The 13,382-nt window shown below is 67.3% G+C and carries 5 protein-coding genes; 2 read left to right on the forward strand and 3 right to left on the reverse strand.

Features of this window, described 5'->3' with window-relative positions; all coding sequences use genetic code 11:
• Positions 1 to 231 precede the first annotated feature (231 nt).
• Together OV287_RS19430 and OV287_RS19435 are read right to left on the reverse strand one after the other, a co-directional pair.
• A complete protein-coding gene (locus OV287_RS19430; RefSeq protein WP_267535531.1) occupies positions 232 to 1,527 on the reverse strand; it encodes a M16 family metallopeptidase in 1,296 nt (431 codons plus the stop codon).
• Positions 1,524 to 2,852, reverse strand: a complete 1,329-nt coding sequence (locus OV287_RS19435; protein WP_267535532.1) for a M16 family metallopeptidase — start codon at positions 2,850 to 2,852, stop codon at positions 1,524 to 1,526. The genes OV287_RS19430 and OV287_RS19435 overlap by 4 nt, the downstream gene beginning before the upstream one ends.
• Before the next feature lie 80 nt (positions 2,853 to 2,932).
• Between OV287_RS19435 and OV287_RS19440 the strand changes: the two genes are divergently transcribed.
• On the forward strand, positions 2,933 to 4,915 hold the full coding sequence (locus tag OV287_RS19440) for a toxin-antitoxin system YwqK family antitoxin (RefSeq protein WP_267535533.1): 1,983 nt from the start codon (positions 2,933 to 2,935) through the stop codon (positions 4,913 to 4,915).
• Positions 4,916 to 5,216: 301 nt separating this feature from the next.
• Entirely contained in the window at positions 5,217 to 8,957 is a 3,741-nt protein-coding gene (locus tag OV287_RS19445) for a beta strand repeat-containing protein (protein WP_267535534.1), read from the forward strand.
• A gap of 64 nt (positions 8,958 to 9,021) precedes the next feature.
• Here the strand turns inward: OV287_RS19445 and OV287_RS19450 are convergent, their stop codons facing one another.
• Positions 9,022 to 13,374 (reverse strand): carbohydrate binding domain-containing protein, encoded by a 4,353-nt coding sequence (locus OV287_RS19450; RefSeq protein WP_267535535.1) that lies wholly within the window; start codon positions 13,372 to 13,374, stop codon positions 9,022 to 9,024.
• Positions 13,375 to 13,382: the final 8 nt, after the last annotated feature.

Consider the following 13,382-nt stretch of genomic DNA (forward strand, 5'->3'; position numbering starts at 1 on the left):
GTGGCCACGAAGTTCTTGGACCTGGCCCGAGAGCCTGTGGATGTCCCCTCTCCCTCTGGGAGAGGGCTAGGGTGAGGGTCTTCCCTTGGGCTGCGTCATCGCGAGGGAACTCGAGGCAGAGAGCGGCAATGGGGCACGGATGCTCCGCGATGCGAGCCGGGGCGCGGAGAACGGGTAGAGACCCTCACCCCCCGCCCTCTCCCAGGGGGAGAGGGTGCATGCGCAACACTACTAGCCGGCGAAGGGGGAGAAGTTCACCACCACCTGCCGGTCGGGCACGAAGGTGCGGCGCGCGAAGTCCTGCACGGCCTTGCGGGGCAGCGGCGCGGGCGGGGCCAGCAGCTCCACCGGCGTCAGGACTTCCGAGCGCGGCTGGGCGACCTGGCGCGCCAGCTCCGTTCCGCGCCAGGCGTCGTCATCCACCTGCTGCTGGCGCAACCGCTGGAGGTGTTGCTCCAGCAGCTTCTCCTCCGCGGCCGTCATGGGCTTGCGCGCCAGCAGCTCGAAGGACTCCTGCAGCAGGTCTGGCAGGTTGCTCGCGTCCAGCGACGCGCTGAAGGCCAGCACCATCAGAAAGGTGTTGCCGCGCAGCGACATACACTGCACCTCGAGGCCCGTGGTGATGGGCTCCTTGACGTGCAGCTCGCGCCGCAGCCGCATCTCCAGCAATGCGGCGACGCGGAGGCATGGCCCTCGGTCCTTCGGATCCACGGCATAGCCGTAGGCGATGAGGCTCATCGGGGCGCGCGTGTTCTGCTCGATGGGCAGCAGCGGCGGCACCACCTCGGCGGGCTTGTACTCGCCGGGTAAGGAGGGCGGCAGCCTCACCGCGCGCTCCAGCAACCCGAGCACTTCCTCGCGCCCCACGCCTCCGGTGAAGACGAGGCTGGTGTTGGCCGGCACGTAGTGCTGTGTGTAGAAGCTCACCACGTCCTTGCGAGAGATGGAGTTGAGCGTCTTCAGGTTGCCGAGGATGGAGCGCGTGCTCGGCCCATCGAAGAGCGAGTCCTCCAGGTGCTCGCGGAAGCCCGGGTTCTTGCTGAAGTAGGTGCTCTCGGTGCGGATGATCTCCACCTCGCGCTGCATCATCCGCGAGTCGAGCGTGGGGCTGGTGACGATGCGCAGCAGCTGCTCCGCCAGGGGCAGGAAGGCGGCCGACGGGGCCCGCAGGACGTAGGTGGTGGACTGGGTGGTGGTGAAGCCGTTGAAGTCGCCGCCCGCGGCCTTCACCGCCCGGCGAAAGTCCGCGCCTCGCACGTCATAGCTACCGGAGAAGATGAGGTGCTCGAGCAGGTGTGCCATGCCCTCCTTGCCGAGCGGGTCCTTCGCCGCGCCAGTGCGCACGACGTAGTGCAGCGAGGCCGAGGGGGCCCCGGGACGCAGGGCAAGCACCAGCTCGCTGCCATCGAGCATCCCCTCGACGGTGGGGGAGAGGAGCTCCGCCGCGCCCTCGGCCAGGGCGACGCTGGAGACGAGCACCAGGGCCAGGAATGCCTTGCGCGCGGAATGCAGGAGAAGGGCACTCATTCTTCGGTATCCTCCTCGTCGCCCTCGTACACACGCCTGCCATTGATGATCTTCTTGAGCCTGGGGGGCGGGGGAGGAACGACGAAATGAATGCGGATGACGGACTCGTCGCGGAACCAGCTCGACGCCACTTCGCTCAGGGCCTCGGGGGTGAGCGACTCGAGCGCGGCCGACATCTCCGTCCCGTACCAGGCAGGGCGGTGTCGCGTGAGTCGGAGCTCCTCGGCCACCAGGCGAGGGTCCGTGTCCGCCAGCCGCAGCCGGTGGAGCGTGGCCTGCTGATTGCGCTCGAAAGAGCCGGGCTCGAGCTTGCCCTCACTCACGGCCCGCACCTCCTCGCGCAGGTAGCGGCCCAGGTCGAGCTTCGAGCTCTCCGAGGCGGGGAGGATCAGCGCGAACACGTCGAGCGCGGGTGTCAACACGGGCTCGGAGGCGAAGCCATAACCCACGCCTGCGCTGCGGAAGCGGTTGTAGAGCCGCTCCTCCAGCAGCGAGGCCATGACGCGTGCCGCCGCCGCGTGGCGTGCCGTCTCGATGTTCAGCGGCCAGGCGAACACCTGCACCTCGCGCGCGGCGGGCACGTCGCGTGTGAAGGGCAGCTTGAGTCTGGGCTTCTCCACCTTCCGGGGGATTCCACCTTGGAAGCCCTCCACCTGCTTGCGCAGCGCCTGCGCGTCGAAGCGCCCGGTGACGATGATGGTGGCGTTGCGCGGCGCCAGCCAGTTGGAGAGGTATTGGTGCACCCGCTGCGGCTCCAGATCGCCGATCTTCTCCACCGAGCCCAGGTTGGGATCCCGGTAGCGTGCGTCCTCGAGCAGTGCGCTCGTCAACAGCGACTCCACCCAGTTGTTGTTCTCGAGGGGCTGCAGATCTCTCAGGGTCCGCTCCACCGTGGCCTTGAATCGCCGCGGGTCGAGCTTGGGCGAGAGCAGGGAGGTGAGCAGCGTGCGGGCGAGCGCATCGAACTCGTCCGGGGCGGCCGTGAGGGTGAAGCGGCTCTCATGCAGCCCGGTGCTCATCTCCAGCGTGGCGGCGGACTTGTAGAGAGCGAGGGACAGCTTCTCGTAGGTGATGCGCGCGTTGGCGTGCAGCAGGGCGTGCTGGGATACCCGGGTCAGCCCGTTCTCGAAGTTGTCGTCCAGGGCTCCCACGTCGAAGACGACGGTGAGCGTGGAGCGGCTCGACTCGCGGGGGGCGAGCAGCAGCAGCGGGTGCTGTGGGGAGGGGCGGAACGTCTCCACCTCGAAAGGCGTAGAGCGCGCCTCGGGCGCCAGCAGGAGCAGCCATGCGGCGCAGAAGAAGAACGCGGAGCGTATGAGGCGCATGAAACCGGGGTGACTGGAAATGGATACACGGGAGCGGCAGGCTCACGGGGCGCGCGGACTCCGCCCGGGCGCACAATGCCATGAGCGCCGCGTCTCCGTCTTCCTGTTCTCTCTGTCATCGTCCTCTCACCGAGAGTGATGCGGTCTGTACGCATTGCGTCCCCGAGGCCGCCGCGGATCCGTTCGCGTTCCTGGAGGACGCCGCGCCGGATCCATTCGCCCTCCCGGAGGCCCCTGCGCCGGATCCGTTTGCCTTCGTGGAGAATGCCGCCCCGGAGCCGATGGCCCCCGTGGCAGGGGACCCTGGCCTGGAGCTGGACTGGGACGCATCTCCCGCCCTCGCGGCCCGGCGGAAGGAGACGATGTCCTCGCCCATGGGGGATGCGGTTGTGCCGCTCTCCGAGGGCGAGGTGGCACTGGACTGGACGGAGCCGCCCCCCGTCGCGGCTTCGGCGGCCGCGGTGACTCCGGAGGCTCCTCCGGCGAAGAAGGCCACGACGCTCTCCGGCGTGCCCGCTGCGGCGGCTCGGGCGCTTCCACCCGCTGACGTGGTCGCGGTGGAGGAGTGCTCACCGGACGCACGAGCCCGGGGGATGCTCGCGCTTGGATTGCTGGCCCTGGCGGGCTCGGGCGGAGTGTTGCTCGTCCAGGCGGCCCTGCCCGAGCGGTTCCCCTCGCTGCTGCAGATGGCGGTGCGGATGCTGGCGCCCATTGGGGCACCGTCGGACTTCTTCCCTGCCACCACGTGGGGACTGGCGCTTTTACCCTGGTTGCTGCTCGCGCTGGGACTGGGCGTGGGGTACCGGCTGGCCCGGCGCGCCGGTGCGCTGAGCGACCTGGAGGGGCTGGAGCTGGTGGCGTTCGTGCTCGTGCCGGGGCTCCACCTGGTGGGCGGGCCGTATGTGCTGAAGATGCTGGGGGCGGCCGCCGAGTCCCGGAAGGCGGGGCTCCGGTTGTGGTTGGGTACGCGGGCCCTGGTGGCAGTGCTGCTCCACGCCGGAGCGGTGGCGCTCGAGCTCTCCGCGGTCCGAGAGCCCGGAGAGTCCCAGCTCATGGTGGCGCTGGCGGCTCGGATTGTCTCGGTGGCGGCCTTCGCGGCGGTGTTGTCCGGGGTAGGGAGGGCCCTCGGCGTGCTGGTGCGCTTCGTCGCGAAGCCGGTGGGAAAGAAGGGAATGGCCGCGCACGTGGGAGGCTCCAGCCGTCCGGCTCTCGGCTGGGCGGCGATGCTCGCGGCCACCGGTGTAGCCATCGCGGGCGTGTGGTTCTTCCGGAGCGAAGGGCGGGCCTGCGAGTCGGGGACCGTCTTGCGCCACCTTGGAGACGCCGGAGGGCAGCGGGTGTTTGCATGTGTGCTGCCAGACGGGAGCAGGCAGGGGCCGGAGTGGGTGCGAGGCCTGGACGGGCGGCTGCTCGCGCATGGCGAGTACGTCGCGGGGCAGCGGCACGGGACCTTCCGCTCGTGGAGCGAGAAGGGCGTGCTGTTGGAGGAGCGGTCTTATGCGGAGGGCAAGCCGCATGGAACGTGGACGCTGTATCAGGCCGGTGGGCAGCGCTTGCTGGACGAGGCGTATGCGGACGGTGTGCTCGAGGGCCCGAGCACGCTCTATCACTCCGTGGGCAACAAGCGGCTCCTCAAGCACTACCAGAAGGGGTTGGCGCACGGCCGTCACTCGACCTGGTTCGACTCGGGGCTGGTGGAGGAGGAGGGCGCGTTCGAGCAGGGTCGGCCCTCGGGGTGGTGGGTGAAGCGGAACAAGGAGGGGAAGGTGGTCAAGCAGTGGAGTGCCGGGCTCTCGACGAGTGGTGACACGGCGGGTGTGGCGGCCGTCCTGACGGCGGCGGCGTCGCTGCCGGCACCGGGCGCGACGGAGGGGCCCACGCTGCGATCCGGCCATACGCTGGAGTGGTGGAAGGAGCGGCTCGAGCTGCTCCGGTACAAGGCCGAGAAAGATCCGGCGTCCGTTGCTCTCTACGAGCTCACGCTGCGGCGCGCTCGGGCCAACGGCTTCGAGGTCATCGAGCAGCCCCAGGGCGTGGCGATCGCGCTGGAGCCCACGCCGTAAGGGCATCCGAGTCGTACGGGTTCTTCACTATGTATGGGAATAGGGGTGTGTCCCCGCGCGAGGCTTACGGGGCTCGTGCCGGGGTGTTGTCTATTTCGACCCCCAACGGATGAGCTTCGTGGGAGCGGGATGACATACGAAAGTGTCACCCGCACGCCCCCCCTCGCGTGCATCCCCTTCTGGTTGGAGGCCCACGATGTGCCGGATCCTGAGCTCCCTGGTGCTGACACTTCCCCTGCTCTTACTGGGTTGTGACGGAGGGGGTGATCCCCCGGTGATCGTGAACCCCCCCGGAGTGACGGTGAGCCTCGAACCGGCAACGGTGGCGCTGACCACGGGAGGCACGCAACGCTTCACGGCCACGGTGACGGGCGCGAGCAACGCATCGGTGAGCTGGACCGCGACGGGCGGAGAGATCACCCCCGATGGCGTGTACACGGCGCCGGGGACGGCGGGGACGTATTCGGTTCGGGCCACGAGTGTGGCGAATACAAACAAGTACGCGGAGTCCTCGGTGACGGTGACCGAGTCGCCGGTGCTTCCGCCGCCGATGATCACTCTCTTCTCCGCGGTGCCATCGACGATCAACCCAGGAGAGGGCACGACGCTGAGCTGGGAAGCGACGGGCGCTACGAGCCTGAGCATCGAGCCGGGCGTGGGCGCGGTGACGGGAACGAGTGTGAGCGTGAGCCCGTCCGCGACGACGACCTATACACTGACGGCCACGAATGAGGCGGGGAGTGTCACGGCGACCGCGATGGTGACGGTGCGGCAGCCTCCGGCGATCACGTATTTCGCGGCGACGCCCTCGACGATCAACGCGGGCCAGAGCACGACGCTGAACTGGGAGGTGGCGGGGGGCGCGAGTCTGAGCATCGATCAGGGCGTGGGTGCAGTGTCAGGAGGCGCGGGGATGCCGGTGAGCCCGTCCGCGACGACGACGTATACGCTGACGGCCACGAATGAGGCGGGGAGTGTCACGGCGACCGCGACGGTGACGGTGAATCAGCCGCCAGCAATCTCCTCGTTTACGGCGACGCCTGCGACGATCAACGCGGGCCAGAGCACGACGCTGAGCTGGGAAGCGACGGGTGCTACGAGCCTGAGCATCGAGCCGGGAGTGGGGACGGTGACGGGGACGAGCGTGTCTGTGAGCCCGGCCGTAACGACGACCTACACGCTGACGGCGACGAATGAGGTGGGAAGCGTTACGGCGACGGTGACGGTGACAGTGAATCAGCCGCCGACCATCTCCTCGTTCACGGCATCGTCTTCGACAATCAACGCGGGTCAGAGCACGACGCTGAGCTGGGCGACTACGGGGGCTACGAGCCTGAGTATTTCGCCGGGCGTGGGGACAGTGACGGGGACGAACGCGACGGTGAGCCCGGCTGTAACGACGATCTACACACTGACAGCCATGAATGAGGTGGGAAGCGTCACAGCGACGGTGACGGTGACGGTGAATCAGCCGCCGACTATCTCTTCGTTCACGGCGTCGTCTTCGACAATCAACGCGGGCCAGAGCACGATGCTGAGCTGGGACGCGACGGGGGCTACGAGCCTGCGCATTTCGCCAGGCGTGGGGACGGTGACGGGGACGAGTGTGTCTGTGAGCCCGGCCGCAACGACGACCTACACGCTGACGGCGACGAACGAGGTGGGAAGCGTCACAGCGATGGTGACGGTGACGGTGAATCAGCCGCCCACCATCTCCTCGTTCACGGCGGCGTCTTCGACAATCAATGCAGGTCAGAGCACGACACTGAGCTGGGCGGCCACGAGGGCTACGAGCCTGAGTATTTCGCCGGGAGTGGGGGCGGTGACGGGGACGAGTGTGTCTGTGCGCCCGGCTGCAACGACGACCTACACACTGACGGCCACGAATGAGGTGGGCAGCTTCACGGCGACGGTGACAGTGACGGTGAATCAGCCGCCCACCATCTCCTCGTTTACGGCGACGCCCGCAACAATCAACGCAGGCCAGAGCACAACGCTGCGCTGGGCGACTACGGGGGCCACGAGCCTGAGTATTTCGCCGGGAGTGGGGGCGGTGACGGGGACGAGTGTGTCTGTGAGCCCGGCTGTAACGACAACCTACACGCTGACGGCGACGAACGCGGCGGGGAGCGTCACGGCGACGGTGACAGTGACGGTGAATCAGCCGCCCACCATCTCCTCGTTCACGGCGACGCCTTCGATGATCAACGCGGGCCAGAGCACGACGCTGAGCTGGGCGACCACGGGAGCCACGAGCCTGAGCATCTCGCCGGGCGTGGGGACAGTGACGGGCACGAGCGTGACGGTAAGTCCAGCCACGACGACGACCTACACGCTGACGGCCACGAATGCGGTGGGAAGCGTCACCGCGACCACCACGGTGACAGTGAATCAGCCGCCGACCATCTCCTCGTTCACGGCGACGCCTTCGACAATCAATGCAGGCCAGAACGCGACACTGAGCTGGGCGACCACGGGAGCCACGAGCCTGAGCATCTCGCCGGGCGTGGGCACGGTGACGGGGGTGAACGTGTCGGTGAGCCCGACCACGACGACGACCTACACGTTGACGGCCACGAATGCGGTGGGAAGCGTCACCGCGACCACCACGGTGACAGTGTCATCCCCGGAGGCTTGGACATCTCTCAGTTGGGCCAACGAGCTGCCAGGTAACTACAACTCGGATGTCTATCGTTGGCTGGATTCAGGCAAGCAGCAGCGGACGGCGGCTCTTACGCGCAACACCGCCCGTGATCCAGGCGGGAGCTACGGCGGCATGCTTCGCCAGTTCCGCTTCTACACTGGCATGTCGGAGCGCGTCGCCACGGGCACCGGCGCCAGCAGCGGCACCGGCTACCTCTGGAACGGCTGGGGCTATGTGGTGAGTCACTTCAGCGGCAATGGGGTGAGCCACTCCGGGAATCTCGCGGGCACCTACCGCCGGGTCTTCGTTGGCCGGCACCATGCCATCCACGAGTTCTCCTGGAACATGCCCATTGGCGGCACCCCCGTCAAAGTCACGGTGCACTGGTTCTTCTCCACGGGACGTGATCATCCCGTCTACGCCGTCACCTTCGACACCAGCGTCGCGGGTTCCAGCGGACTCTCCACAGAGGCCGACTCCCGCACACCGTATGGCGACATCGCCTGGGATGGTGATGGCACCAACTCGTATGTGGACGGCGTGAAGTGGGGCGACAAGCACAGGTTCTTCTCCCGTGACGAGCCGCTCACGGCCCAGAGCCGCTGGGATTACAGCCAGACCAACACCGTCCCCTACACCATGACGTATTCCCGCAGCGCAGACGCCGAGATGGGTATGGTGCAGACTCTCGATTGGGTCCAGCACAACACGGGAGGCACCTGGTTCAACGACAACTGGGGTCTGACCTCCGAGAATCGCGCGAACCCTGGCAATTTCGGCTCCTGGATGATGCCGCCCAACTGGAACTGGCCCTACCAGATGTGCCAGTACGAGATGAACGACACCAGTCCGACCCGGAGCAAGCGTCTCGCCTGGGGATTGATGTACGGCGCCGTGGGCAAGCCTTCTTACTATGCGTATGGCTATGGATCGACGCTCTCGGGCCATCCCTACCAGAGCTACTCCCTCTTCATGGTCATGGGTCAGCAGAGCGCCGGAGACGTCCTGGCCCAGGCGACCCAGGTGGAGCGCATGCTCAAGGCGCAGCTCGGGGTGGTCCAGGGCCAGGTGGTGACGCAGGGTCCCCTCGGCGTCGCCCGCTCTGATTCCCTCACCTACCCGGTGCCCGGCTACAACAGCAACTACGCGGCCTACGAGCTCCTGGCGGACATGACCGGCCACTTCAACGCGACCCTGAATGCCGCCGGTGGGGAGATCCAGAATCCGCTCTTCCTCGTCCACACCTCGGCGGGCGTGCCGGCTCGCCTCTACCTGGATGGCGTGCTGCTGAGTGCGGACGTGGATTACTTCGCTTCCTTCGATGCCAGCACCGGGCTGCTGTGGCTCACCCTCAACCGGCCCTGGAGCGGCAGCCACACCCTGGCCAGCGGCACGTAGAGCAACGCAGGGACTCCCGGCGCGAGGCGCGTGGACCTCGCGCCGGGGCACTTCCCGCTTCGGATTACTTCCAGGTGTCGTTGAGCGTCACGGAGCCGGTCGCGGGCGTCGTGGAGGTGCGGTTGGTGCCGCTCTCCCAGGTGACATTCCCGCTGCTGTCCTTCTTGATGTACTTGTATTCGAAGGCCGTCGAGCCGGGCAGGCTCAGCGTCACGCTCCACGTCGGGTAGTTGGCCGGCGAGAGCTGAATGGCGGCGCCAGTGTTCCAACTCCCGAGCGCGGCGATGCTGCCCACGACGTAGATGTTCTGTCCGACCACGGTGCTGGCCGTCTCATTGAAGGTGACGGTGGCGCCGGTGGTGCTCGTGGTGACACTCAGGGCCGTGCTCTGGGCGGAGACGTTGCCCGCGGTGTCCCGGGCGCGCACCGTGTAGCTGTACGTGGTGCCTACCGTCAGGCCGGTGTCGGTGTAGCTGGCCGAGGTAGGTGAGCCGACCAGCGAGCCGTTGCGGTACACGTCATACCCGGCGATGCCACCAGTGTCCGTGGAGGCCGTCCACGAGAGCGTAACGGAGGTGGACGTCTTGGACGGTGCCGTGAGTCCCGAGGGCACGCTTGGCGCGGTGGTGTCGGAGGACGGGGCGCCCGCGGTGATGGTGCCGGCGTTGAACGTCTGAACGCCCGCGGGGATGAAGTAGTTGAGCCCGCCGTTGTTGTCCCAGGTGCCGCTGCCGTTGTTGAAGACGGCCTCGAGCTGCGTGGCCGAGCCCAGGTCGACAGTGTACTTGGCGTAACCCGCTACCTCCGCGTTGGGCATGGCTGCGCCCGGTGCGATCGTCCACGTGCCACCCGCGGGGCGGTAGTGGATGTAGGGCGTGGTGAAGCCCTTCTTGTAATAGACGGTGACGGAGTTGCCCGCGCTGGTGGTGACGGAGAGCGCCGTGCTGGCCGCCGAGGTGTTGCCCGCCGCGTCCCGAGCTTTCACGGTGTAGCTGTACGCGGTGCTCGCCGCGAGCCCGCTGTCCGTATAGGTGGTGCCCGTGGGAGCGCCCACCTGCGTGCCATTGCGGAAGACGAGATAGCCCGTCACGCCGACGTTGTCCGTCGACGCCGTCCACGAGAGGGTCACGGCCGAGGAAGTCTTCGAGGGCGAGGTGAGTCCACCGGGCACGCTCGGCGCGGTGGTGTCGACCACCGGGGCTCCCGCGGTGATGGTGCCCGCGTTAAAGGTGGAGACGCCGGTGGGGAAGAAGTAGTTGGTGCCGTTGTTGTTGTCCCAGGTGCCGCTGCCGTTGTTGAAGACGGCCTCGAGCTGCGTGGCCGAGCCCAGGTTGACGGTGTACTTCGCGTAGCCGCTCACCTCGGAGTCGGGCATGGCGTAGCCCGGCGCCACCGTCCACGTGCCGCCCGCGGGACGGAAGTGGATGTACGGGGTGGTGAAGCCCTTCTTGTAATAGACGGTGGTGGTGTTGCCCGCGCCGGTGGTGGCGGAGATGGCCGTGCTCTGCGCGGAGACGTTGCCCGCCGCGTCCTTCGCCCTCACGGTGTAGCTGTACGCGGTGCTCGGCGACAGGCCCGTGTCCGTGTAGCTGGTGCCCGTGACGGAGGCCACCTGGGTGCCATTGCGGAAGACGTCATACCCGGCCACGCCGTAGTTGTCGGTGGAGGCCGTCCAGAGCAGGGCCACCGAGGAGCTCGTCGTGCCCGAGGCCGTCAGCCCCGTGGGCGCCGAGGGCGCGGTGGTGTCCGGTGCCAGCGTGGTGACGGAGAGCGCCGTGCTCGCCGCCGAGAGGTTGCCCGCCGCGTCCTTCGCCTTCACGGTGTAGCTGTACGCGGTGCTCGCGGTGAGCCCGCTGTCGGTGTAGCTGGTGCTGGGGCTCGAGCCCACCTGCGTGCCATTGCGGAACACGTCGTAGCCTGTCACCGCCACGTTGTCCGAGGCCGCGCTCCAGGCGAGCGTCACCGAGCGATCCGACTTCGTGGAGGCCGCCAGGCCCGTGGGAGTGGAGGGCGCCGTGGTGTCCACCACCAGGAACGGGTGCGTGCCCTGCACCGTGCCGTTGATGTCCTCGATGTACTTGCCGCCGACCAGGTTGTACCGGCCCGCGCCAACGTAGACGGACTGGAGCTCGCTCCGGGTGATGTTGCCCCGGCTGTCAGTGGCCTCGATGTAGTAGTCGAGCAACTGGTCGCGGTAGTTGCCCAGATAGACGTAGTAGAGGTCGCCAATCTCCTGCGCGGGCACCTTCGCCATGACGGGCAGGTAGGCGGGCTGCCATGCAACGCCATTGATGACAGGCTTCAGGTCCCTCCGGGTCAACGGGTAGTCCACCCAGGCTCCCACGCGCGTGGTGTCGATGTTGGGCACACCCGCGGCCTTGCGCGCGGCGGGGTCGTACACCTTGTGAGTGTTGTCGAGCGGGTCGATGCTCTTGTTGGTGTGCACGCGGACGCGGGCCTTGATGCTGGTGATGCCACTCAGGTCGTACGCGTAGGTGTAGAGGGCGAAGGTGTTGTTGAAGTGGTGGAGTGTCCAGCCCTCGGACTTGTCCGTGTTGGCGCTGCCCGGGTTGTAGGGCCAGCGCTGCGGCCACCAGACGGACGGGCCCGTGCGGTCCTCGGTGAGGCGATCCTGCACGTAGGGCTTGGAGAAGTAGAGCGACTGGTTGAAGGAGAGCGTGGGCTTGACGTTGTCGTCCTGGTTCTCGTCGTAGTAGCCGAAGCCCGAGTCCATGGCCGGCAGCAGGAAGTACCAGGCCAGCTCCGCGGGGTTGGCGCCGCCCGCCCAGTCGTTGCTCGCGTCACCCTTCACCGGGAAGGACATCATCCACGGGTTGAGCTGGTTGCCCGCGTGCGTCACCTGGTTGTCCTGGGTCGTGGTGGGCTTCCAGTGGTTGGGGTGGGTGTCGAGCCAGATCTGCTCGGCCGTCTTCGCGTAGTTGAGCGCGGCCTGGAGCAGGGCGAAGTTGCGCTCCAGGTAGTGCCAGCCGTGCTCCAGGGAGACCGTCATGCCCTCCTGCACGCCGCTGAGGTTCGTCTTGGGCGCGAGGTTGAGGCCGGTGGCAGAGTTGAACGCGGGGAACTGGCCCTTCCAGATGCCAAAGGGCAGCTTCCAGTGGTGCCACTGCGGGTCGGACGAGGAGTCGCGCGTGTCCACCCACGAGCCGTCCTGCACGTGCACCACGTCGGTGGAGGCGGGGGTGTTGTTGACGAGGTACTCGCTGATGCCCATGCACTGCACGCCCGCCGTGCAGGTGACGCTGCGGCCGTTGTACCAGGTGCTCTCCGAGCCCGCGCGTCCACCCGAGTTGTCTCCGTCATGCGCGATGACGAAGAACTGCTTCTGCGAGACGAGCCCCTCGAAGCTCCGGAGGTTGACGACGTCGACGGTGGCCTCGCCCTCCCAGCCCTCGAGCCAGGAGCCGTTCTGGTTGACAGGGATGCCCACCACGCGCGACTCGGCGCCCGTGGCCGGGTCCACGTAGCGCACCCAGTGCGGCGTGGAGGCGAACGGGTACTTGTTGCGGATGGTCTGCTGCTCGTGCGCCATCTGCAGGCTCACCCAGCTGCCCACGTTGCTGGTGTTCTGCAGGTCCGCGCGGTTGGGCGGCGACACGAGCGTGTCCGAGCCCGGATCATTCAGGAAGGGATAGTCCTTGAGCGTGCGCGAGAAGTGGTTGTCACCGATGACGGACCACTGGATTCCCAGCTTCGCGAGCGTGGGGATGAGGCGCTCGGAGAAGCCCAGCTCCGTGGGGAAGAAGCCCTTGGAGGCCTGGAAGTTGCTCCCCAGGAAGTAGGGCTGCGCGAGGGTGGCGCTCTGGTAGATGAGATCCTTGAGGAAGTACTCCTGTCCCACCAGCGGCCCCATGCTGTGGTGGCCGGTGAAGTGGATGAGATCCAGCGTCCGGTTGCCCGCCGGGGTGCGCAGGGTGTTGTACCGGTCGCGCCAGGGCGAGCCCCAGTTCGTGTTGTTGTACCCGCTGACGTTCTGCAGCGTGTTGAGGTCCTGGACGTTGTTCACCACCGACCCAGACATGGTCACGTGGATCTGCCCGGTGGAGGCGTTGGTGTTCATGTCCGCCGCGACGTTCGGGGGCCAGTACATGTAGGCGCCCGTCTTCGCGTGGTGCGAGTAGTAGGTGACCAGATCGTCGTGCGGCATCGGCGCGCCCGACGGCAGGTAATAGGTGTAGTTCGACGGCGGGTTCTGCTTCAGGTTGATGACCTGGCCGTCATACGTGTAGCGGATGGCTCCGCCCACCGGCGTCGACGCGTACTTGCTGACGTCGTAGTACGCCCAAAAGTTGGGCATGTGGTTGTGGTACACGTGCGAGGCGGCGATCTGCGCTTGCGCCGGTCCGGCCAGCAGCAGCGCCGCCACGGCGGGCAGCAGCAACGGTTTTAATCGGTTCACGGGGGCTC

The sequence above is a fragment of the Archangium lansingense genome, from assembly GCF_026626635.1.
In the GTDB taxonomy this organism is placed as follows: Bacteria; Myxococcota; Myxococcia; order Myxococcales; family Myxococcaceae; genus Archangium; species Archangium lansingense.

What these genes read in the sequence shown, in the direction of transcription:
- OV287_RS19430 (WP_267535531.1), bottom strand. Translation starts at nt 1,527, where the DNA reads ATGAGTGCCCTTCTCCTGCATTCCGCGCGCAAGGCATTCCTGGCCCTG.
- OV287_RS19435 (WP_267535532.1), bottom strand. Translation starts at nt 2,852, where the DNA reads ATGCGCCTCATACGCTCCGCGTTCTTCTTCTGCGCCGCATGGCTGCTC.
- OV287_RS19440 (WP_267535533.1), top strand. Translation starts at nt 2,933, where the DNA reads ATGAGCGCCGCGTCTCCGTCTTCCTGTTCTCTCTGTCATCGTCCTCTC.